The 22,857-nt window shown below is 60.1% G+C and carries 21 protein-coding genes; 19 read left to right on the top strand and 2 right to left on the bottom strand.

Annotation, left to right across the window (positions count from 1 at the left end; translation table 11 throughout):
• Positions 1 to 148 precede the first annotated feature (148 nt).
• The 3 genes from acnA to CUN63_RS23270 all read left to right on the top strand — a co-directional run bounded on the left by acnA (position 149) and on the right by CUN63_RS23270 (position 5,600).
• A complete protein-coding gene (acnA, locus tag CUN63_RS23285; RefSeq protein WP_129442890.1) occupies positions 149 to 2,890 on the top strand; it encodes an aconitate hydratase AcnA in 2,742 nt (913 codons plus the stop codon).
• Positions 2,891 to 3,139: 249 nt separating this feature from the next.
• On the top strand, positions 3,140 to 3,931 hold the full coding sequence (locus tag CUN63_RS23275; protein WP_129442888.1) for a CPBP family intramembrane glutamic endopeptidase: 792 nt from the start codon (positions 3,140 to 3,142) through the stop codon (positions 3,929 to 3,931).
• Positions 3,932 to 4,034: 103 nt separating this feature from the next.
• Entirely contained in the window at positions 4,035 to 5,600 is a 1,566-nt protein-coding gene (locus CUN63_RS23270; protein WP_129442886.1) for a PAS domain-containing methyl-accepting chemotaxis protein, read from the top strand.
• A gap of 206 nt (positions 5,601 to 5,806) precedes the next feature.
• Here CUN63_RS23270 and CUN63_RS23265 read toward each other — a convergent pair whose 3' ends face one another.
• The gene (locus CUN63_RS23265) at positions 5,807 to 6,484 is read right to left on the bottom strand and encodes an alpha/beta family hydrolase (protein ID WP_129442884.1); all 678 of its coding nucleotides are present in this window, start codon (positions 6,482 to 6,484) and stop codon (positions 5,807 to 5,809) included.
• A 109-nt stretch (positions 6,485 to 6,593) separates the two neighbouring features.
• Here CUN63_RS23265 and ccoN (CUN63_RS23260) point away from each other — a divergent pair, with 109 nt between their 5' ends.
• From ccoN (CUN63_RS23260) to CUN63_RS23185, 16 genes are all read left to right on the top strand, one after another.
• Positions 6,594 to 8,018 carry a cytochrome-c oxidase, cbb3-type subunit I gene (gene ccoN, locus CUN63_RS23260; RefSeq protein ID WP_129442882.1) on the top strand — a complete coding sequence of 475 codons (1,425 nt, stop codon included), beginning with the start codon at positions 6,594 to 6,596 and terminating at the stop codon, positions 8,016 to 8,018.
• Positions 8,019 to 8,028: 10 nt separating this feature from the next.
• Positions 8,029 to 8,637 carry a cytochrome-c oxidase, cbb3-type subunit II gene (ccoO, locus tag CUN63_RS23255; protein ID WP_129442880.1) on the top strand — a complete coding sequence of 203 codons (609 nt, stop codon included), beginning with the start codon at positions 8,029 to 8,031 and terminating at the stop codon, positions 8,635 to 8,637.
• Positions 8,638 to 8,658: 21 nt separating this feature from the next.
• Positions 8,659 to 8,859 carry a CcoQ/FixQ family Cbb3-type cytochrome c oxidase assembly chaperone gene (locus tag CUN63_RS23250; RefSeq protein ID WP_283190897.1) on the top strand — a complete coding sequence of 67 codons (201 nt, stop codon included), beginning with the start codon at positions 8,659 to 8,661 and terminating at the stop codon, positions 8,857 to 8,859.
• Positions 8,856 to 9,809 carry a cytochrome-c oxidase, cbb3-type subunit III gene (gene ccoP, locus CUN63_RS23245; RefSeq protein ID WP_129442876.1) on the top strand — a complete coding sequence of 318 codons (954 nt, stop codon included), beginning with the start codon at positions 8,856 to 8,858 and terminating at the stop codon, positions 9,807 to 9,809. The genes CUN63_RS23250 and ccoP (CUN63_RS23245) overlap by 4 nt, the downstream gene beginning before the upstream one ends.
• A gap of 483 nt (positions 9,810 to 10,292) precedes the next feature.
• Positions 10,293 to 11,735, top strand: a complete 1,443-nt coding sequence (gene ccoN / locus CUN63_RS23240; RefSeq protein ID WP_129442874.1) for a cytochrome-c oxidase, cbb3-type subunit I — start codon at positions 10,293 to 10,295, stop codon at positions 11,733 to 11,735.
• Positions 11,735 to 12,343 (top strand): cytochrome-c oxidase, cbb3-type subunit II, encoded by a 609-nt coding sequence (ccoO, locus tag CUN63_RS23235; RefSeq protein WP_054593209.1) that lies wholly within the window; start codon positions 11,735 to 11,737, stop codon positions 12,341 to 12,343. Before ccoN (CUN63_RS23240) ends, ccoO (CUN63_RS23235) begins: the two co-directional genes overlap by 1 nt.
• Before the next feature lie 5 nt (positions 12,344 to 12,348).
• Positions 12,349 to 12,534, top strand: a complete 186-nt coding sequence (locus tag CUN63_RS23230) for a CcoQ/FixQ family Cbb3-type cytochrome c oxidase assembly chaperone (RefSeq protein WP_003175465.1) — start codon at positions 12,349 to 12,351, stop codon at positions 12,532 to 12,534.
• On the top strand, positions 12,531 to 13,514 hold the full coding sequence (ccoP, locus tag CUN63_RS23225; RefSeq protein ID WP_129442872.1) for a cytochrome-c oxidase, cbb3-type subunit III: 984 nt from the start codon (positions 12,531 to 12,533) through the stop codon (positions 13,512 to 13,514). Before CUN63_RS23230 ends, ccoP (CUN63_RS23225) begins: the two co-directional genes overlap by 4 nt.
• Positions 13,515 to 13,823: 309 nt before the next feature.
• Positions 13,824 to 15,236 carry a cytochrome c oxidase accessory protein CcoG gene (gene ccoG / locus CUN63_RS23220; protein ID WP_129442870.1) on the top strand — a complete coding sequence of 471 codons (1,413 nt, stop codon included), beginning with the start codon at positions 13,824 to 13,826 and terminating at the stop codon, positions 15,234 to 15,236.
• An 11-nt stretch (positions 15,237 to 15,247) separates the two neighbouring features.
• Positions 15,248 to 15,781, top strand: coding sequence for a FixH family protein (locus CUN63_RS23215; protein ID WP_129442868.1), 534 nt, complete (start codon positions 15,248 to 15,250; stop codon positions 15,779 to 15,781).
• A 133-nt stretch (positions 15,782 to 15,914) separates the two neighbouring features.
• Positions 15,915 to 18,365 (top strand): heavy metal translocating P-type ATPase, encoded by a 2,451-nt coding sequence (locus CUN63_RS23210; RefSeq protein WP_129442866.1) that lies wholly within the window; start codon positions 15,915 to 15,917, stop codon positions 18,363 to 18,365.
• Between the two features lie 22 nt (positions 18,366 to 18,387).
• Positions 18,388 to 18,606: a cbb3-type cytochrome oxidase assembly protein CcoS gene (gene ccoS, locus CUN63_RS23205; RefSeq protein ID WP_129442864.1), complete on the top strand. Its 219-nt coding sequence runs from the start codon at positions 18,388 to 18,390 to the stop codon at positions 18,604 to 18,606.
• On the top strand, positions 18,599 to 19,282 hold the full coding sequence (locus CUN63_RS23200; protein WP_033055657.1) for a sulfite exporter TauE/SafE family protein: 684 nt from the start codon (positions 18,599 to 18,601) through the stop codon (positions 19,280 to 19,282). Before ccoS ends, CUN63_RS23200 begins: the two co-directional genes overlap by 8 nt.
• A gap of 179 nt (positions 19,283 to 19,461) precedes the next feature.
• On the top strand, positions 19,462 to 20,844 hold the full coding sequence (gene hemN / locus CUN63_RS23195; RefSeq protein ID WP_129445142.1) for an oxygen-independent coproporphyrinogen III oxidase: 1,383 nt from the start codon (positions 19,462 to 19,464) through the stop codon (positions 20,842 to 20,844).
• Between the two features lie 129 nt (positions 20,845 to 20,973).
• Positions 20,974 to 21,708: a fumarate/nitrate reduction transcriptional regulator Fnr gene (fnr, locus tag CUN63_RS23190; RefSeq protein WP_046047868.1), complete on the top strand. Its 735-nt coding sequence runs from the start codon at positions 20,974 to 20,976 to the stop codon at positions 21,706 to 21,708.
• 79 nt (positions 21,709 to 21,787) lie between these two features.
• A complete protein-coding gene (locus CUN63_RS23185; RefSeq protein WP_129442862.1) occupies positions 21,788 to 22,336 on the top strand; it encodes an adenine phosphoribosyltransferase in 549 nt (182 codons plus the stop codon).
• A gap of 193 nt (positions 22,337 to 22,529) precedes the next feature.
• On the opposite strand, the gene CUN63_RS23180 is transcribed toward CUN63_RS23185, so the two are convergent.
• Positions 22,530 to 22,857 (bottom strand): transposase (locus CUN63_RS23180; protein WP_165353272.1); only part of this gene is annotated, 328 nt, incomplete at its 5' end.

Genomic DNA, 22,857 nt, shown 5'->3' with positions numbered 1-22,857 from the left:
ACGAAAACCGGCGCATGATAGCCGAGTTCGGAACCTTGGACTCGACCATAGAGTCCAGTTATTAGCCTTAAGCCCCAAAGAGGACTAGGTTTAAACCTCTGTCCGTCCCGTCAGTCCGTAGCCGTGCGGACCCAAAGGAGTCATTTCAATGCCGTCCCTCGATAGCCTGAAAACGCTTAAAACCTTACAAATCGACGACAAGACCTATCACTATTTCAGCTTGCCGGAGGCTGCCAAAAGCCTGGGCGATCTCGACAAACTGCCGATGTCGTTGAAAGTGCTGCTGGAAAACCTGCTGCGCTGGGAAGATGAAAAAACCGTCACCGGCGCCGACCTCAGGGCGATTGCCGCCTGGCTCAAGGAACGTCGCTCCGACCGTGAAATTCAGTACCGTCCTGCGCGGGTATTAATGCAGGACTTTACCGGTGTTCCCGCCGTGGTCGACCTGGCCGCCATGCGCGCCGCGATGGCCAAGGCCGGCGGCGACCCGCAGCGAATCAATCCGCTCTCCCCCGTGGATTTGGTGATCGACCATTCGGTGATGGTCGACAAATTCGGCAGTTCAAGCGCCTTCGAACAGAACGTCGACATCGAAATGCAGCGCAACGGTGAACGTTATGCGTTCCTGCGCTGGGGCCAAAGCGCCTTCGACAACTTCAGCGTGGTACCGCCGGGCACCGGCATCTGTCACCAGGTCAATCTCGAATACCTGGGGCGCACGGTCTGGACCAAGGATGAGGACGGCCGCACCTATGCCTTCCCCGACACCCTGGTCGGCACCGACTCCCACACCACCATGATCAACGGCCTCGGCGTGCTCGGCTGGGGCGTCGGCGGGATCGAGGCGGAAGCGGCAATGCTTGGCCAACCGGTGTCGATGCTGATCCCGGAAGTGATCGGCTTCAAACTCACCGGCAAGCTCAAGGAAGGCATCACCGCCACCGACCTGGTGCTGACTGTCACCCAGATGCTGCGCAAGAAAGGCGTGGTCGGCAAATTCGTCGAGTTCTACGGTGACGGCCTCGCCGACCTGCCGCTGGCCGACCGCGCGACCATCGCCAACATGGCCCCGGAATACGGCGCCACCTGCGGCTTCTTCCCGGTGGATGACATCACCCTTGAATACCTGCGTTTATCCGGTCGCACCAGCGAGACCGTGAAACTGGTCGAGGCCTACAGCAAAGCCCAGGGCCTGTGGCGCCTGCCGGGCCAGGAACCGGCGTTCACCGACAGCCTGGCTCTGGACATGGGCAGCGTCGAAGCCAGCCTTGCCGGGCCGAAACGCCCACAGGATCGGGTATCGCTACCGAATGTCGCGCAAGCGTTCAGTGACTTCGTCGACCTGCAATTCAAACCCACCAGCAAGGAAGTCGGTCGTCTGGAAAGTGAAGGCGGCGGTGGCGTCGCGGTGGGCAATGCCGATCTGGCCGGTGAAGCCGACTACGAATACGACGGTCAGACTTATCGTTTGAAAAACGGCGCGGTGGTGATCGCCGCGATCACCTCCTGCACCAACACCTCCAACCCGAGCGTGATGATGGCCGCCGGCCTGGTGGCGAAGAAAGCCGTGGAAAAAGGCCTCAAGCGCAAACCGTGGGTCAAGAGTTCGCTGGCCCCAGGCTCGAAAGTGGTCACCGACTACTACAAGGCTGCCGGCCTGACTCAATACCTTGATGAACTGGGTTTTGCCCTGGTCGGCTACGGCTGCACCACGTGCATCGGCAACTCCGGGCCATTGGCGGAGCCGATCGAAAAAGCCATTCAGGCCGCCGACCTGACCGTCGCCTCGGTGCTGTCGGGCAACCGCAACTTCGAAGGCCGCGTGCATCCGCTGGTGAAAACCAACTGGCTGGCCTCCCCACCGCTGGTCGTCGCTTATGCGTTGGCCGGTACGGTGCGCATCGACATCAGCAGCGAGCCTTTGGGTACCGACAAAGAGGGCAATCTGGTTTATCTGCGGGATATCTGGCCGAGTACCAAAGAGATCGCCGACGCGGTGAACCAGGTCAACACCGCGATGTTCCACAAGGAATACGCCGAAGTGTTTGCCGGCGACGAGCAATGGCAGGCGATTGAAGTGCCGCAAGCAGCGACCTATGTCTGGCAGGACGATTCGACTTACATCCAGCATCCACCGTTCTTCGATGACATCGGTGGGCCACCGCCGGTGGTCAAGGACGTCGCCGGTGCCAGAGTCCTCGCATTGCTCGGCGATTCGGTAACCACCGACCACATCTCCCCGGCCGGCAACATCAAGGCCGACAGCCCCGCAGGCCATTACTTGCGCGAAAAAGGCGTGGAACCACGGGACTTCAACTCCTACGGCTCCCGTCGCGGCAACCACCAAGTGATGATGCGCGGCACCTTTGCCAACATCCGCATTCGTAACGAGATGCTCGGCGGCGAAGAAGGCGGCAATACGATTTACATTCCCACCGGGGAGAGGATGCCGATTTACGATGCGGCGATGCGTTATCAAGCCTCGGGCACGCCGCTGGTGGTGATTGCCGGGCAAGAATATGGCACCGGATCGAGTCGTGACTGGGCGGCCAAGGGCACCAATCTGCTAGGGGTCAAAGCGGTCATTGCGGAAAGTTTCGAACGGATTCACCGCTCCAATCTGGTGGGCATGGGCGTGTTGCCATTGCAGTTCAAGCTGGATCAGAACCGCAAGAGCCTGAACCTGACCGGTAAGGAGACACTGGATATTCTGGGTTTGACCGGCGTCGAGCTGACGCCGCGGATGAACTTGACGCTAGTGATCACCCGTGAAGACGGCAGCCACGAGAAAGTCGAGGTGTTGTGCCGGATCGATACCCTCAATGAGGTGGAGTACTTCAAATCGGGAGGGATTTTGCATTACGTGTTGCGGCAGTTGATTGCGTCGTAACCGGCTGCTGATATAAACACCGCCTTCGGGCGGTGTTTTTGTTTGGGCCGCGAACGTCCTTATAATCGCGCCCCTATTTGGCATTGTTCACAAGTATGTGCCCCACACAAAACCACTGTGGGAGCGAGCTTGCTCGCGATAGCGGAGTGTCATGCAACATGGATGTTTGATATGAAGGCCCCATCGCGAGCAAGCTCGCTCCCACATGGACCGAGTCAACCCGCAACACTTCGGACACAAGGATTTTCAATGATTGCCCTGCCATGGAACTACCTGGCCCTCCTCTCCCTCGGCTATGGTCTGGCACTGATCTACGGCCAACTCGGCTGGCTGGCCCTAATCTCCGTCGCATTGTTGCTGTTCACAGGTTTCGCCGTGCGCCAGCAAAAGGTTCAAGCCGGCCGCTACCTCGGTCATGGGGTGTTCTTCGTCCTGGTCCTGGCACTGGCGATGCACTGGCTTCCCGGTTTCTACAACGGTCGTGGTTTCGCCTCTCAGCGATTCACCGACGATGCCGTGCCGTTTTTCATGTACCTGAATCAGGACAAACCCCTGATCGGGTTCTGGCTTTTGCTGGCTTGCCCGTGGATTGTCGGTCGACGTTCGCTGCGCCTTTCCATCTATGCCACCGCGCTGGGGCTGACGTTGAGCGCCGCGCTGGCCTTGGGTGGCGCGCTGTTGCTGGGCGTGATCAGCTGGGCACCGAAGTGGCCGGATCAAGCCTGGCTGTGGGCGCTTAACAATTTGCTGCTGGTGACGCTGGTGGAGGAGGCGCTGTTTCGCGGCTACATCCAGGGCGGTCTGACCCGGCACTTCAAAAACCTGCCCTACGGTGAAAACCTCGCCCTGCTCCTCGCCTCGCTGCTGTTCGGCCTGGTGCATGTGGGCGCCGGCTGGCAATGGGTGTTGCTGGCGAGTCTGGCGGGTGTCGGCTATGGTCTGGCCTACCGTTTTGGTGGCTTGGGTGCGGCCATCGCCACCCATTTCGGCCTGAACCTGCTGCACTTCGGCCTGTTCACCTATCCGATGCTCGCCGGCTGACGCAAGGGTCGTTTTGCGACGCGCCACTGATTACTGAAAAATAATCTCAATAAATGGCTGACGATGCCGACAACCCGTCAAAGCCTTGCGGATTGAAAAAGCCATGCGTAACAACCAGCCCATTACACAACGCGAACGGACCTTCCCGGTTCAGCAACGGTTGATTTCCACCACCGATGCCAAGGGCGTGATCACCTATTGCAACGACGCTTTCGTCGAGATCAGTGGGTATTCTCGTGAAGAGCTGATCCGTGCGCCGCATAACCTGGTCCGTCACCCTGACGTCCCGGCCGCGGTATTCGCGCACATGTGGGGCACACTGAAACAAGGCTTGCCATGGATGGGCATTGTCAAGAATCGCTGCAAGGCCGGTGATCACTACTGGGTTAACGCCTATGTCACGCCGGTTTTCGAAGGCAATCAGGTGGTCGGTTACGAATCGGTGCGGGTCAAACCCACCGCCGAGCAGATCCGCCGTGCCGAAGCGCTCTACCAACGCATCAACCAGGGCAAGTCGGCGATTCCTTCAACAGACAAATGGCTGCCGGTGCTGCAGGACTGGCTGCCGTTCATTCTGGTCAGCCAGCTGAGCTTCATGATCGGCGCGTCGCTCAATTCCCAATGGGGTTTTGCGTTGGCCGCCGGCCTGTCAGTGCCATTGGGTCTGTTGGGGTTGAGCTGGCAACAGCGCGGCCTCAAGCGTCTGCTGCACCTGGCCGGGCAGACGACCTCCGACCCGCTGATCGCGCAGATGTACACCGACAGTCGCGGCGCCCAGGCGCGTCTGGAGATGTCGATCCTCAGCCAGGAAGCCCGCCTGAAAACCTGCCTGACTCGTCTGCAGGACACCGCCGAGCACCTGAGCGACCAAGCGAAACAGTCCGATACCCTGGCGCATAACAGCTCCAACGGCCTGGAACGCCAACGCGTCGAAACCGAGCAAGTGGCCACCGCCGTCAATCAGATGGCCGCCACCACTCAGGAAGTCGCCAGCCACGTGCAGCGCACGGCCGATGCGACTCAGGAAGCCAATCGCCTGACCGGTCGCGGCCGCGACATCGCCGGGGAAACCCGCGAAGCCATCCAGCGCCTGTCGGTGGTGGTCGGTGAAACCGGCCTGACCGTGACCCAACTGGCCAAGGACAGCGACGAAATCGGTGGCGTGGTCGATGTGATCAAAGGCATCGCCGACCAGACCAACCTGCTGGCGTTGAACGCAGCCATCGAAGCGGCCCGTGCCGGCGAGATGGGTCGTGGCTTTGCGGTGGTGGCTGACGAAGTCCGTCAACTGGCGCAACGCACCAGCGAATCCACCGGGCAGATCCACGCCCTGATCGCCAAGCTGCAACAGACCGCCAGCACCGCGGTGCAAACCATGGAAGCCGGGCATCGCCAGGCCGAAGAAGGTGTTGCGCGGGTATTGGAAGCGGATCAGGCACTGGTGGGGATCAGCGAAGCGGTGGCCAACATCACCGACATGACCACCCAGATCGCTGCGGCTACCGAAGAGCAAAGTGCAGTGGCCGAAGAAATCAGCCGCAACATCAGCAACATCTCGCACCTGGCGGATCAGACCTCGGAACAGGCGCAACACTCGGCGTTGTTGAGTGAAGAGCTGACAAAGACTGCGAATACCCAGTATTCGTTGGTGGAGCGGTTTAACCGCTAACAGTCGCTGGAAAGATAAAAACCCGGACAGTGAAAGCTTCCGGGTTTTTATTGCCAACCCGAAAGTGATGTCGCCTGGCAGACAGCTATCGCGAGCAAGCTCGCTCCCACAGGGGATTTGCGGTGGATGAAGATCTGATTCACATCACAAATCAAAATGTGGGAGCGAGCTTGCTCGCGATGGGGCCTTGATCGACACCGCAAATTTCACTGAAGAAATTCGGCAACCTTCTGCGCCGCAGCCGCCAGATGTTGCTCATGGATAAACCCGGAAGCCTTCAACGGCTTCAAATCATGATCCCCCGCCACCAGCCAGAACACCTCGATACTCGGTGCCAACGTGTAAGCCTCGACGGCCTCGCGATTGCCCAACGCATCCCGTTCGCCCTGAACAATCAACGTGCGCGTCTTTAACCCGGCCAAATGCTCAACCCGAGGCTTCTCCGGTTTCCCCACCGCATAAAACGGATACCCGAGGCACACCAGCGCATCCGCCCCCAATTCATCCGCCAACAAACTCGCCATCCGCCCGCCCATGGACTTGCCCCCAATGGCCAGACGCCCAGCGACATGGCGTCGCACCACCGCATAGACCTCACGCCAACACTCGAGCAGTTTCGGTGCCGGGTTCGGAGGACGCTTACCCCCATCAACACGCCGTTGCGCCATGTACGGAAACTCGAAGCGCAGCACGTTGATCCCAGATGCAGCAAGGCGCGCAGCCATGTCGTTCATCCAGGCGCTGTCCATTGGCGCACCGGCGCCATGGGCGAGGATCAACGTCGCCGATGCCGGCGCTGAGGCGGCATTCCACAACCATCCATGATCCCGCACACACTGCGCCCATTGATCCCCGTCAATACTGGCCTTGTGCTCTTTGTCCATGCTTACCTCGCTTTTAGTCTGCCTATAACTCCAGGCGAAGGGAGCGTCTGCCATGCGGCTTACTCGCAAAGGCGGGCCTTCACTTCGGCTGAACCGTGGATGGGGAACCATGAACACTTCTATCAGTACCGCCTACAACTACAAGGTGGTCCGCCAATTCGCCATTATGACGGTGGTGTGGGGCATCGTCGGCATGGGGCTCGGGGTTTTTCTCGCGGCTCAATTGGTCTGGCCTGAACTCAACTTCAATCTGCCGTGGACCAGCTTCGGGCGTTTGCGCCCGTTGCACACCAACGCAGTGATCTTCGCTTTCGGCGGTTGCGCCCTGTTCGCCAGTTCGTTCTATTCGGTGCAGCGCACCTGTCAGACTCAATTGTTCGCGCCGAAAATCGCCGCGTTCTGCTTCTGGGGTTGGCAAGTGGTAATCCTGCTGGCGGCGATCAGCTTGCCGCTGGGTTACACCAGTTCCAAGGAATACGCCGAGCTGGAATGGCCGATCGACATTCTGATCACCATCGTCTGGGTCGCCTACGCCGTGGTGTTCTTCGGCACACTGGCCAAGCGCAAGACCAAGCACATCTACGTCGGCAACTGGTTCTTCGGCGCGTTCATCATCACCGTGGCGATTCTGCACATCGTCAACAACCTTGAACTGCCGGTGAGTTTCACCAAGTCCTACTCGGTGTACGCGGGTGCGACCGATGCCATGGTTCAGTGGTGGTACGGGCACAACGCCGTAGGCTTTTTCCTCACCGCCGGTTTCCTCGGGATGATGTACTACTTCGTGCCGAAACAGGCCGAGCGTCCGGTGTATTCCTATCGCTTGTCGATCGTGCACTTCTGGGCGCTGATCACCCTGTACATCTGGGCCGGTCCGCACCACTTGCACTACACCGCGCTGCCGGACTGGGCACAGTCGCTGGGCATGGTGATGTCGCTGATCCTGCTGGCGCCGAGCTGGGGCGGGATGATCAACGGCATGATGACGCTCTCGGGCGCCTGGCATAAGTTGCGTAGCGACCCGATCCTGCGCTTCCTCGTGGTCTCGCTGGCGTTCTACGGCATGTCGACCTTCGAAGGGCCGATGATGGCCATCAAAACGGTCAACGCCCTCTCCCACTACACCGACTGGACCATCGGCCACGTTCACGCCGGCGCCCTTGGTTGGGTAGCGATGATCTCGATCGGCGCGCTGTACCACATGATCCCGAAAATCTTTGGCCGCACGCAGATGCACAGCATCGGCCTGATCAACGCGCACTTCTGGCTCGCCACCATCGGCACCGTGCTGTACATCGCTTCGATGTGGGTCAACGGCATCGCCCAAGGCCTCATGTGGCGCGCCGTCAATGAAGACGGCACGCTGACCTACTCCTTCGTCGAAACCCTGGTGGCCAGCCAACCAGGCTTCGTCGTGCGACTGGTGGGCGGTGCGATCTTCTTCAGCGGCATGTTGCTGATGGCCTACAACACCTGGCGCACCGTGCGGGCCTCGCAGCCTGCCGAAGTTGCCGCTGCTGCGCAGATCGCCTGAGGAGGCCGCCATGAAACACGAAACAATCGAGAAAAACGTCGGCCTGCTGATGTTGCTGATGGTGCTGGCCGTGAGCATTGGCGGTCTGACCCAGATCGTCCCGCTGTTCTTCCAGGACGTGACCAATAAACCGGTGGAAGGCATGAAGCCCTACACCGCGCTGCAACTGGAAGGTCGCGACATCTACATCCGCGAAGGCTGCGTCGGCTGCCATTCGCAGATGATCCGGCCGTTTCGCGCCGAGACCGAACGCTACGGCCACTACTCGGTGGCCGGTGAAAGCGTCTGGGATCATCCGTTCCTGTGGGGCTCGAAACGTACCGGTCCGGACCTGGCCCGGGTCGGTGGTCGCTACTCCGAAGACTGGCACCGTGCGCATTTGTACAACCCGCGCAACGTGGTGCCGGAATCGAAAATGCCCGGCTATCCGTGGCTGGTGGCCAATCAACTCGACAGCAGCCACACCGAAGGCAAGATCAAGGCGATGCGCACCCTCGGCGTGCCATACACCGACGATGACATCGCAGGCTCAGTCGCTTCGCTCCAGGGCAAGACCGAAATGGACGCGCTGGTCGCTTACCTGCAAGTGCTGGGCACATCCATCAAGAGCAAGAGGTGAGCCATGGCCATGCCCTTTGAAATCGTAAGCGAAATGAGCAGTGGAATGATCCGCGGCCTGGGCACGGTCGTGGTGTTCGTAGCCTTCGTCGGCCTGACGCTGTGGGTGTTCAACAGCAAGCGCAATCCGGAATTCGCCGAAGCGCGTTTGCTGCCGTTCGCCGATGAACCGCTACCCGATGACGCCACCCAAGAACCTGAAACAAGGAGTACCCGGCCATGACCACCTTCTGGAGTACGTGGATCTGCGTACTGACCATCGGCAGCCTGATCGGCCTGACCTGGCTGCTCATCGGCACCCGCAAGGGCGAAACCAAGGGCAGCGTCGACCAGACCATGGGCCACAGCTTCGACGGCATCGAGGAGTACGACAACCCGCTGCCGCAGTGGTGGTTCATGCTGTTCGCCGGCACGCTGGTATTTGCCGTGGGCTATCTGGTGCTTTACCCAGGGCTGGGAAACTGGAAAGGCATTCTGCCGGGTTACGAGGACGGCTGGACCGGCGTCCACGAGTGGGAAAAGGAAATGGCCAAGTCGGACGCGAAGTTCGGGCCGATCTTCGCCAAATTCGCGGCGATGCCTGTGGAAGAAGTGGCAACGGACCCTCTAGCTTTGAAAATGGGCGGTCGCCTGTTTGCCTCCAATTGCGCGGTCTGCCACGGCTCGGATGCCAAGGGCGCTTTCGGCTTCCCAAACCTGGCGGACACCAGCTGGCGCTGGGGTGGCGACGCCGAGATGATCAAAACGACGATCATGGGCGGTCGCATGGCCGCGATGCCGGCCTGGGGTGAAATCCTTGGTGATGCTGGTGTGAAAAACGTTGCCGCCTATGTACGTCATGAACTGGCCGGCCTGCCTTTGCCGGCCGACAGTGGCGCCGATCTGAACGCCGGACAGCAAGCGTTCAGCACCATGTGCGTAGCCTGTCATGGGGCAAACGGCCAGGGCACTGAAGCCATGGGCGCGCCGAATCTGACGCAACCGGCCGGTTTTATCTACGGAACAAGCCTGGCGCAACTGCAACAGACCATTCGTCATGGCCGCCAGGGCCATATGCCGGCGCAGAACGAACTGCTCGGCAACGACAAGGTGCAATTGCTGGCCGCTTACGTTTACAGCCTGTCTCACGGTCTGAGCACCGAGCGTTTGCAGGCTGAAGGCAAACACGAATAAATCTCGACCGCTCTGCTGCCGCATTCTCCCGGATGCGGCAGTTCCCTGCCCCTTTGCGACCAAGTGTCGCACCCCTCCGTTGGTCCTCCTTTCGGTTCACCAGATTCGGGTCTAAGCTTCCCCCGATGCGGACTGGCATGAGCCGGTTCCAGGTCGACCCAACCCGATGTGTTCGACGAATCTGCTCGATGACAAGCCGCAAAGGCTGGTAGATACCGGCTGTCGTGCCAATTGCCATCTGTCACCCGATCGTTGTGTTTGAACACACCCCGTTACATCCGACCTGACCCCCTCACCATTTTCGTCTGCTGCGACATTTTGCCCTTGGGCAATTTTGTCCCTACGCGGCGCATGGAAAGGCCGCAGAATCAGCTTTTGAAAGCATTGACCCAGGTCATGGCGCGTTGCAATGACCCCCCGCTTTCTCCATACTTGCGGCCGATTTTTACTCCTAATAAAACACCCAAACCGTGGAACCTTAGAATGAGCACAGCAATCAGTCCGACTGCTTATAACTATAAGGTAGTCCGCCAGTTCGCCATCATGACGGTGGTCTGGGGGATCCTTGGCATGGGGCTTGGTGTCTTCATCGCCTCACAGCTTGTATGGCCGGAATTGAACTTCGGTCTGCCGTGGACGACTTTTGGACGCTTACGCCCGTTGCACACCAACCTGGTGATTTTCGCCTTCGGTGGTTGTGCACTGTTTGCCACTTCTTATTACGTCGTGCAGCGAACCTGCCAAACGCGACTGATTTCCGACCGTATGGCGGCCTTCCACTTCTGGGGATGGCAGGCTGTAATCGTCGGCGCGATCGTTACCTTGCCGCTGGGTTACACCACCACCAAGGAATACGCGGAACTGGAATGGCCCCTGGCTATCCTGCTGGCTATCGTCTGGGTGACCTACGGTGCGGTGTTCTTCGGAACCATCGTCAAGCGCAAGACCAAGCACATCTATGTGGGTAACTGGTTCTACGGTGCCTTCATCGTCGTGACGGCGATGCTGCACATCGTCAACCACATGTCGCTACCAGTCAGCCTGTTCAAGTCCTACTCCGCCTATTCGGGTGCGACTGACGCAATGATCCAGTGGTGGTACGGCCACAACGCCGTGGGTTTCTTCTTGACCACCGGTTTCCTTGGGATGATGTACTACTTCGTGCCGAAGCAGGCCGAGCGTCCGATCTACTCCTATCGCCTGTCGATCGTGCACTTCTGGGCGCTGATCACCCTGTACATCTGGGCCGGTCCGCACCACCTGCACTACACCGCGCTGCCGGACTGGGCTCAGTCGCTGGGCATGGCGATGTCGATCATCCTGCTGGCACCAAGCTGGGGCGGCATGATCAATGGCATGATGACCCTGTCGGGCGCCTGGCATAAGCTGCGCACCGACCCGATCCTGCGCTTCCTCGTTGTGTCCCTGGCCTTCTACGGCATGTCGACCTTCGAAGGCCCGATGATGGCCATCAAGACCGTCAACTCGCTGTCTCACTACACAGACTGGACCATCGGCCACGTACACGCCGGTGCTTTGGGCTGGGTGGCGATGATCTCGATCGGCGCCATCTACCACATGATCCCGAAACTGTTCGGTCGTGTGCAGATGCACAGCATCGGCCTGATCAACACGCACTTCTGGCTCGCGACCATCGGTACCGTTCTGTACATCGCTTCGATGTGGGTCAACGGCATCACCCAGGGTCTGATGTGGCGTGCAATCAACGACGACGGCACCCTCACCTACTCGTTCGTTGAAGCGCTGCAAGCCAGCCATCCTGGTTTCATCGTTCGCGCCCTGGGCGGTGCGTTCTTTGCCAGCGGCATGCTGTTCATGGCCTACAACGTATGGCGTACCGTACGTGCCTCGAACCCGGCTGAAGCCAAAGCCGCTGAACAGATTGCTGTAGTTGGAGCTCACTGATGAAGCATGAAGCAGTCGAGAAGAACATTGGCCTGCTGGCCTTCTTCATGGTTATCGCCGTCAGCATCGGCGGCCTGACCCAGATCGTCCCCTTGTTTTTTCAGGACGTGACCAACAAACCGGTCGAAGGCATGAAGCCGCGCCCGGCGCTGGAACTTGAAGGCCGTGACATTTTCATCGCCAACGGTTGTGTCGGCTGCCACTCGCAGATGATCCGCCCGTTCCGTGCTGAAACCGAACGTTATGGCCACTACTCGGTCGCCGGTGAAAGCGTCTGGGACCACCCGTTCCTGTGGGGTTCCAAGCGTACCGGTCCGGACTTGGCCCGTGTTGGCGGTCGTTACTCCGATGACTGGCAGCGTGCGCACTTGTACAACCCGCGCAACGTGGTGCCTGAGTCGAAAATGCCGGCCTACCCGTTCCTCGTGGAAAACAAGCTCGACGGCAAAGACACCGCCAAGAAAATGGAAGTCTTGCGCACGCTCGGCGTCCCTTACACCGACGAAGACATCGCCGGCGCCAAGGATGCTGTGAAGGGCAAAACCGAAATGGACGCGCTGGTGGCCTATCTGCAAGGCCTGGGCACCATCATCAAAAGCAAACGGTGATTTAGATGGATATCGGGATGATTCGTGGCCTGGGCACCGTTGTTGTGATGGTGGCCTTCATCGGTCTGGCGTTGTGGGTATTCAGCCCCAAGCGCAAGTCGGAGTTTGAAGACGCGACCTTGCTGCCTTTCGCGGATGATCCCGAAGCCATCAAGCACGTCGAGCAAGCTTCTAGGAGTAACAAAGAATGACTACGTTCTGGAGTCTGTACGTCACAGTCCTCAGTCTCGGCACGATCTTCGCCCTGACCTGGCTGCTGCTGTCCACCCGTAAAGGCCAGCGCAGCGAAGCCACCGAAGAAACGGTTGGCCACTCCTTCGACGGGATCGAGGAGTACGACAACCCACTGCCGAAATGGTGGTTCATGCTGTTCGTGGGCACCATCATCTTCGCCCTGGGCTACCTGGTTCTGTACCCGGGCCTGGGTAACTGGAAAGGCCTGCTGCCGGGTTACAACTACCTCGATAACGAGAAGCAGACCGCGTTCGCCAACGGCCAGACCGGCTGGACCGGCGTTCACGAGTGGGAAAAGGAAATGGCCAAGTCGGACGCCAAGTTCGGCCCGATCTTCGCCAAGTTCGCTTCCATGCCAATCGAAGAAGTCGCCAAGGACCCGCAAGCCCTGAAGATGGGTGGCCGTCTGTTCGCCTCCAACTGCTCGGTCTGCCACGGTTCCGATGCCAAGGGCGCTTATGGCTTTCCTAACCTGACCGACGCCGACTGGCGCTGGGGCGGCGAAGCACAAACCATCAAGACCACCATCATGGGCGGTCGTCACGCTGTGATGCCGGCTTGGGCAGAAGTGATCGGCGAGCAAGGCGTTGCGAACGTTGCCGCGTTCGTACTGACCAACCTCGATGGCCGCAAACTGCCGGAAGGCACCAAGGCTGACCCGGTTGCCGGCCAAAAGCTGTTCGCTGCCAACTGCGCGGTGTGCCACGGTCCGGAAGGCAAAGGTACGCCAGCAATGGGCGCACCTAACCTGACCCACCCGGCCGCGTTCATCTACGGTTCGAGCTTCGCTCAACTGCAGCAGACCATCCGTTACGGCCGTCAGGGCCAGATGCCTGCGCAAGAACAGCTGCAAGGCAACGACAAGGTTCACCTGCTGGCCGCTTACGTCTACAGCCTCTCTCACGGTGAGAAAGCGCCAGTGGCGGACGCCCAGTAAGGCAAACGCTTGATGCAATAAAAAACGGCCCCGCCAATGTGAATTGGCGGGGCCGTTTTGTTTATGACCTGTGTTCGATCTGTGCTCAACCCGTAGCAGCTGCCGAGCCTGCGCTGGAAAACTCGTCCATAATTCACAAGTCAATTGATTCAAGTCATTACACCGTCAGTTGAATTCCACCAACGTGACCAAAGGTCGCACCCTTGACCTAGAGCTACAGGCGTATCATTGCGCCACTGCAACACCTCTTTTTGACCGCGGTCGGCACGTACTGACCGAGGCATTTTTCCACTGCCGTGGGATGCAATGATGAGCAACCAGATTCCGGTACACGACGTCACACCTGCCAAGAACGCGAACAACAGCGTCGACCTCTACGCCTCTCGAGAAAAAATCTACACCCGCGCTTTCACCGGACTGTTCCGCAACCTGCGGATGATGGGTGGTGCCGGGCTGTTTCTGCTGTATTTCGGTACGGTCTGGCTGAGCTGGGGTGGCCATCAGGCGGTCTGGTGGAACCTGCCGGAGCGTAAATTCTTCATCTTTGGCGCAACCTTCTGGCCTCAGGACTTCATCCTGCTCTCGGGGATCCTGATCGTCAGCGCCTTCGGCCTGTTCTTCATTACCGTGTACGCCGGGCGGGTCTGGTGCGGCTATACCTGCCCACAGAGTGTCTGGACCTGGATTTTCATGTGGTGCGAGAAGGTCACCGAAGGCGACCGCAACCAGCGCATCAAGCTCGACAAAGCGCCCATGAGCGCCAACAAATTCCTGCGCAAATTCAGCAAACACGCGATGTGGCTGTTGATAGGCTTCGTGACCGGCATGACCTTCGTGGGTTACTTCTCGCCGATCCGCGAACTGACCATCGACTTCTTCACCGGCGAAGCCGACGGCTGGTCGTATTTCTGGGTCGGCTTCTTCACCCTCGCCACCTACGGCAATGCCGGCTGGTTGCGCGAGCAGGTGTGCATTTACATGTGCCCGTACGCGCGCTTCCAGAGTGTGATGTTCGACAAAGACACCCTGATCGTTTCCTACGACCCGCGTCGTGGTGAAGGCCGCGGCCCGCGCAAGAAAGGCGCCGACTACAAGGCCATGGGCCTGGGCGACTGCATCGACTGCACCATGTGCGTCCAGGTCTGCCCGACCGGTATCGACATCCGCGACGGCCTGCAAGTCGAATGCATCGGCTGTGCGGCCTGTATCGATGCCTGCGACAGCATCATGGACAAGATGGATTACCCGCGCGGCCTGATCAGCTACACCACCGAGCACAACCTGTCCGGGCAAAAAACCAATAAACTGCGCCCGCGCCTGATCGGCTATGCCACGGTGCTGCTGGCGATGATCGCCTTGCTGATGACCGCATTCTTCATGCGTTCGCTGGTCGGTTTCGACGTCAGCAAAGACCGCGTGCTGTACCGCGAGAACGCCGAAGGCCGGATCGAAAACGTCTACAGCCTGAAGATCATGAACAAGGATCAGCGCGACCACACCTACGTGCTCGAAGCCGCTGGCCTGCCGGACCTCAAGCTGCAAGGCAAGCGCGAGATCAAGGTCGCCGCCGGGGAGATTTTCAGCCAGCCGGTCGAACTGTCCAGCGCGCCGGAGAAACTGCCATCGAGCACCAACGAGGTGAAATTCATCCTCAAGGATGCCGATGACAACAGCGTCCACATTGAAGCCAAGAGCCGGTTCATCGGCCCACAAGTTCGTTGAGAGAAGTGATCATGCCCACAGCAACTGCCGCAAGTCCCTGGTACAAGCACCTTTGGCCGTGGATCATCATCGCCATCCTGGCGTGTTCCGTGACCCTGACCTTGTCCATGGTGACGATTGCGGTGAACAACCCGGACAACCTGGTCAACGACAACTATTACGAGGCCGGCAAAGGCATCAACCGCTCCCTCGACCGTGAGTTGCTGGCGCAGACCCTGCTGCTGCGCGCCAGCGTTCATCTGGACGACGTGACCGGTGAAGTCGACCTGCGCCTGAGCGGCAACAGCCAGCCGAAAACCCTGGAGCTGAACCTGATCTCGCCGACCCAGCCAGAGAAAGATCGCAAAATCACCCTGGCGCGCAGCGAAACCGAACAGGGCCGCTACATTGGCCAGTTGAACGACAAGGTCGACGGTCGCCGCTTTGTAGAACTGCTGGGTGTACAGGACGACAAGACCTGGCGCATGTTCGAAGAAGAACAGGTCAGCCATGACAAGGATTTGCTGCTGGGTGATGAACCGCTGCAAGGCGCCGAACACTTGTAGGAGCTGTCGAGTGAAACGAGGCTGCGATCTTTTGATCTTGCTCTTTCAAAACAACATCAAAAGATCGCAGCCTCGTTTCACTCGTCAGCTCCTACAGGCATGAGCCTTTCCCGGACGATATAGACTTCTCCTCATGACCACTCCGCTCCCCTGCTACCACTGCGCCCTGCCCGTCCCGGCCGGCAGCCGCTTCACCGCTGCCGTCCTCGGTGAAACCCGCGAGTTCTGCTGCCCGGGTTGTCAGGCCGTGGCCGAAGCCATTGTGGCCGGTGGACTGGAAACCTATTACCAGCATCGCAGCGAGTCATCGGCCAACCCCGAAGCGCTGCCGGTGCAGTTGGTGGACGAACTGGCGCTGTACGACCGCGCCGACGTGCAAGCCCCCTTCGTTCGTCACGACGGCGAACTCGCCGAAACCACCCTGTTGATGGAAGGCATCAGTTGCGCCGCCTGCGGCTGGCTGATCGAGAAACACCTGCGTGGCTTGCCGGCGGTGGCCGAAGCGCGCCTGAACCTGTCCAACCATCGCCTGCACGTACGCTGGGCCGATGCACAACTGCCGCTGAGCCAGGTACTCAACGAATTGCGCCACATCGGTTACGCCGCCCACCCCTATCAAGCCGACCGCGCCAGCGAACAACTGGCCAGCGAAAACCGCCTGGCCCTGCGCCAACTCGGCGTGGCCGGATTGCTGTGGTTCCAGGCGATGATGGCGACCATGGCCACCTGGCCGGAATTCAACATCGACCTCAGCCCCGAGCTGCACACCATCCTGCGTTGGGTCGCGCTGTTTCTCACCACACCGATCGTGTTCTACAGCTGCGCGCCATTCTTCAAAGGCGCCATGCGCGACTTGCGCACCCGGCACCTGACCATGGACGTCTCGGTGTCGCTGGCAATTGGCAGCGCCTACATCGCCGGGATCTGGACCTCGATCACCGGCGTCGGTGAACTGTATTTCGATGCAGTCGGCATGTTCGCGCTGTTCCTGCTGGCCGGGCGTTATCTGGAACGTCGCGCCCGGGAACGCACCGCCGCTGCCACCGCACAGCTTGTAAACCTGCTGCCCGCCTCGTGCCTGCGCCTGAGTGCCGATGGCCAGAGCGAGCGGATCCTGCTCAGCGAACTGCGCGTCGGCGATCAGGTGCTGGTGCACCCCGGCGCGATCCTCCCGGCCGACGGCAAGATCCTCGAAGGCCAGTCGAGCATCGACGAATCCCTGCTCACCGGCGAATACCTGCCGCAACCGCGCACGCCGGGCGATGCCGTCACCGCTGGCACCCTGAACGTCGAAGGTGCGCTGACCGTGGAAGTCCTGGCGCTGGGTCAAGACACCCGATTGTCCGCCATCGTCCGCCTGCTGGACCGCGCTCAGGCCGAGAAGCCGCGACTGGCGGAAATTGCCGACCGCGCCGCGCAGTGGTTCCTGCTGCTGTCGCTGATTGCCGCTGCCGTCATCGGCCTGATCTGGTGGGAACTGGATTCGTCGCGAGCCTTCTGGATTGTTTTGGCGATGCTCGTTGCGACATGCCCGTGCGCCTTGTCCCTGGCCACGCCGACCGCCCTCACCGCCGCCACCGGAACATTGCACAAACTGGGTTTGCTGCTGACTCGCGGCCATGTGCTGGAAGGTCTGAACCAGATCGACACGGTTATTTTCGACAAGACCGGCACGCTGACGGAAGGTCGACTGGCCTTGCGATCGATTCGCCCGCTCGGCGCGCTCAACAGCGATCAATGCCTGAGCCTGGCCGCCGCCCTGGAAAACCGCTCTGAACACCCAATCGCCCGCGCGTTTGGCCGGGCGCCGCTGGCCGCCGAAGAAGTCCACAGCACGCCGGGGCTTGGCCTCGAAGGCTTGGTCGGTGAGCAACGCTTGCGCATCGGCCAACCGGGTTTTGTCTGTGGACTCAGTGACGCTGTCGTGCCGTTAATGCCGGACGAAGCCGGCCAATGGCTGTTGCTCGGCGACAGCCAGGGACCGTTGGCATGGTTTGTTCTTGATGACCGTCTACGTGCCGACGCACCCGCCCTGCTCGCCGCCTGCAAGTCTCGCGGTTGGCGCACGCTGCTGCTGTCCGGCGACAGTTCGCCGATGGTCGCCAGTGTCGCCGCGGAACTGGGCATTGATGAAGCCCGCGGCGGCTTGCGCCCGGACGACAAATTGCAAGTCCTGCAACAGCTGCACAAGGAAGGCCGCAAGGTGTTGATGCTCGGTGACGGGGTCAACGACGTGCCCGTGCTGGCCGCCGCCGACATCAGCGTGGCCATGGGGTCGGCCACCGATCTGGCAAAAACCAGTGCCGACGCGGTACTGCTGTCGAACCGCCTCGATGCATTGGTCCAAGCCTTCAGCCTGGCGCGACGCACCCGCCGGGTAATCATCGAGAACCTGCTGTGGGCCGGGCTGTACAATGGCCTCATGTTGCCGTTCGCCGCCCTCGGCTGGATCACTCCGGTATGGGCCGCGGTCGGCATGTCCATCAGTTCGTTGACCGTGGTGCTGAACGCCCTGCGCCTGACTCGCATGCCCAATACGCCTGCGATCAGCGCCACGCCAGAAACCCGTCCGCTGCCGGCCTGAGCCGCGCGGGCATGGAGTCCAGATGCCAGCTCTCTACGTGATGATCCCGGCCGCGCTGCTGATCGTGGCCATCGCCATTTACATCTTCTTCTGGGCAGTCGACAGCGGTCAGTACGACGACCTCGACGGCCCGGCCCACAGCATTCTGTTCGACGACCAGGACCCGAACCACAAGGCCGCGGTCGATGAAGCCAGCGGTCATCCGGCCAAACCGGACGACAAGACGCCACCCCATGCTTGAGTTGGCGCCGCTGCTGGTGTCTGCGGTGATCCTCGGCCTGCTCGGTGGCGGGCATTGCCTGGGCATGTGCGGCGGCTTGATGGGCGCGTTGACCCTGGCGATTCCCAAGGAACAACGCAGCCGTCGTTTTCGACTGCTGCTGGCCTACAACCTTGGGCGAATTCTCAGCTATGCAACGGCCGGCCTGCTGATCGGTCTGGCCGGTTGGGCGGTGGCCAACAGCCCGGCGGCGATGTTCATGCGCGTCATTGCCGGATTGCTGTTGGTCGCCATGGGCCTGTACCTCGCTGGCTGGTGGAGCGGCCTGACCCGCATCGAAAGCCTCGGTCGCGGCCTGTGGCGGCACATCCAGCCGGTTGCCAACAAACTGTTGCCGGTGTCGAGCGTCCCGCGCGCGTTACTGCTGGGGGCGCTCTGGGGCTGGCTGCCGTGCGGGTTGGTTTACAGCACGTTGCTGTGGTCGGCGAGCCAGGGCAATGCGCTGGACAGTGCGCTTTTGATGCTCGCGTTCGGGCTCGGCACCTGGCCGGTGTTACTCGCCACGGGGTTGGCGGCTGAGCGGGTCACGGCGTTGTTGCGCAAACGTAGCGTGCGGATGACGGGTGGATTACTGGTGATTCTGTTCGGCATCTGGACCTTGCCGGGGCCGCATCAGCATTGGCTCATGGGCCACTAGAAACAAATTCAAAAGATCGCAGCCTTCGGCAGCTCCTACATGGGATCGCGTCCACCTGTAGGAGCTGCCGAAGGCTGCGATCTTTTGATCTTGAAGCCCGTTGATGCAAATCAAGATGCCCCTCCGCGCCACCCCCTAGACTCGCTGACACTGCCAGCCTACGGGGGATTGCCCGCATGATGCTCGACGCCATTCGTTGGGACACCGATCTGATCCGCCGTTACGACCTGGCGGGACCGCGCTACACCTCCTACCCGACCGCGGCGCAATTCGACGGTCAGGTCGGCACGTTCGACCTGTTCCACGCCCTGTGCGACAGCCGTAAAGCCCTGCGCCCGTTATCGCTGTATGTGCACGTGCCGTTCTGCGCGAACATTTGCTACTACTGCGCCTGCAATAAAGTCATCACCAAGGACCGCGGCCGGGCCCAGCCCTATTTGCAGCGCCTTGAGCAGGAAATCCAGCTGATCGCCTGCCACCTCGACCCCGCGCAGAAAGTCGAACAGCTGCATTTCGGCGGCGGTACCCCGACCTTTCTCAGCCACGATGAACTGCGCCAGTTGATGGCCCAGTTGCGTAAAAGCTTCAACTTGCTGGACGACGATTCCGGCGACTACGGCATCGAAATCGACCCTCGCGAAGCCGACTGGTCGACCATGGGCCTGCTCCGTGAACTGGGTTTCAATCGGGTCAGTATCGGCCTGCAAGACCTCGACCCGGCGGTGCAACGGGCAGTCAATCGCCTGCAAAGCCTGGAACAAACCCGTGCGGTGATCGACGCTGCCCGCACGCTTCAGTTTCGCTCGATCAACATTGACCTGATCTATGGCTTACCGAGGCAGACACCCGAGAATTTCGCCCGCACCGTCGATGAAGTCATCAACCTGCAACCGGACCGCCTCTCGGTGTTCAACTACGCGCACCTGCCGGAACGCTTCATGCCGCAACGGCGAATCAACAGCGACGAACTGCCGACACCGGCGCAAAAACTGGAAATACTCCAGGGCACCATCGAGCAGCTGACCAAGGCCGGTTACCGCTACATCGGCATGGACCACTTCGCGCTGCCCGACGATGAACTGGCGATTGCTCAGGAAGAATCAACCCTGCAACGCAACTTCCAGGGCTACACCACCCACGGTCACTGCGACCTGATTGGCCTGGGCGTGTCGGCCATCAGCCAGATCGGCGACTTGTATTGCCAGAACAGCAGCGACCTGAATCAGTACCAGAACACGCTGGCCAGCGCGCAGCTGGCCACCAGCCGTGGTCTGCTGTGCAACGCCGATGACCGCCTGCGACGTGCGGTCATCCAGCAACTGATCTGCACTTTCAGCCTGGAGTTCGCCGCGATCGAACACGCCTTCAACATCGACTTTCAGGGTTACTTCGGCGAACTCTGGCCACAGTTGCAGGGAATGGCTGACGACGGCCTGATCGAACTGGATAACGAACGGATCACCGTATTGCCCGCTGGACGATTGCTGGTGCGCTCGGTGTGCATGGTGTTCGACGCGTACCTGGAACAGCACAATCGCCAGCGGTTCTCGCGGGTTATCTAGCCATCACCTCACTGGCCGCTCTACGAAACGCTGACTTTACGACCCTGCGACAAAATCGCCGCGTGCCTGAATGTCCTCCCGTGAGTTACCCTTACGGCTTATGTGTGTTTTCCCACAAGGATTGAAGAAATGTCCGAGCCAGTAAAGCTGCGCGCTCATAGCCAGGCCCATTGCAAGGATTGCAGCCTGGCCCCCCTCTGCTTGCCACTTTCTTTGAATCTGGAAGACATGGATGCGCTGGACGAAATCGTTAAACGTGGCCGCCCGCTGAAAAAGGGCGAATTCCTGTTCCGCCAGGGCGACACCTTCGATTCCGTTTATGCAGTACGCTCGGGCGCCCTGAAGACCTTCAGCCTGAGCGATGGCGGCGAAGAACAACTCACCGGTTTCCACCTGCCGAGTGAACTGGTCGGCCTGTCAGGCATGGACACCGAAAAACACCCGGTCTCGGCGCAAGCCATGGAAACCACATCGGTGTGTGAAATCCCTTTCGAACGCCTCGACGAACTGGCGCTGCAACTGCCGCAACTGCGCCGTCAGTTGATGCGCGTGATGAGTCGCGAAATTCGTGACGATCAGCAAATGATGTTGCTGCTGTCGAAGAAAACCGCCGACGAGCGCATCGCCACGTTCCTGGTCAACCTGTCGGCCCGTTTCCGCGCCCGGGGTTTCTCGGCCAACCAGTTCCGCCTGAGCATGTCGCGCAACGAAATCGGCAATTACTTAGGCCTGGCGGTGGAAACCGTGTCCCGGGTGTTCACGCGCTTCCAGCAAAACGAACTGATTGCGGCTGAAGGCAAGGAAATCCATATCCTCGACCCGATCCAGCTCTGCGCCCTGGCCGGCGGCTCGCTAGACGGCTGATTTCGGCGATTGCGGCTGAGCGAAACGGTTCAGCCGCCGTTATACTGCGTCGTTTGCAGCCTGCCAGGATTCTTCGACTATGGCCTTCGACTCCTTCGACATCAAATCCCTCATCCGCCCTGTGATCGACTTTCCCAAGCCGGGCGTGATCTTTCGCGACATTACCCCATTGTTCCAGTCGCCCACGGCCCTGCGCCTGGTGATGGACAGCTTCGCCCACCGTTATGTCGAGGCCGACTTCACCCACATCGGTGCGATGGACGCGCGTGGTTTTCTGATCGGTTCGGTCCTGGCCTATCAGCTGAACAAGCCGCTGGTGCTGTTCCGCAAGCAAGGCAAACTGCCGGCCAACGTGCTGGCCGAGGGTTATGCGACCGAATACGGCGAAGCCTTCCTCGAAGTCCACGCCGACAGCCTGTGCGAGGGCGATTCGGTGGTGATGTTCGATGACCTGATCGCCACGGGCGGGACGCTGATTGCGGCGGCGAACCTGGTTCGACGCATGGGCGCGCGGGTTCATGAAGCGGCGGCGATCATTGATTTGCCGGAGTTGGGCGGATCGCAGCGGCTGGAAGATATGGGGATTCCGACGTTTTGCCTGACGCAATTTGCGTTGAGCGAGCAGTAAGGCGGCGTCTGTACGGGCGCCATCGCGAGCAAGCCCGCTCCCACATTTGATCTCTACAGGACACAAGATTTGTGTACGCAGGAGATTCAATGTGGGAGCAACTGTCATGGTTGTTTTTATTTTGGAGCTTTTTCAAAAGACAACCGGGTTCCCACAGTTTCAACCCGTGTGATTCCCTACAACCGCAGCCCGTTTAGGCTGCGCGTTCTTTCCATTCAGCTTTGTCTCGGATCATGGCGTTCAAGCGGACCAACAGCACTCGCATGCAGGCAATAAGCGCTACCTTTGCGCATTTGCCCTTCAGGCGCAGTGCTTCATACCGAGCCTTAAACTCAGGTTGCCGCTGGATCACCACCCAACACGCCATGTACATGGCACGACGCGCAGCGAACCTGCCGCCGCTAATGTGGCGCGGACCTTCATGTTGGCCACTTTCGTCGTTGTAAGGGGCTATGCCTGCCAGTGCTGCAATCTCATGCCGGCCAACCTCTCCCAGTTCAGGCAGATAAGCCATTAAGCTA

The organism is Pseudomonas sp. ACM7 (assembly GCF_004136015.1).
In the GTDB taxonomy this organism is placed as follows: domain Bacteria; phylum Pseudomonadota; class Gammaproteobacteria; order Pseudomonadales; family Pseudomonadaceae; genus Aquipseudomonas; species Aquipseudomonas frigoris.
Note: the sequence above shows the minus strand (reverse complement) of the source record. Positions and strands in the feature narration are given on the sequence as shown.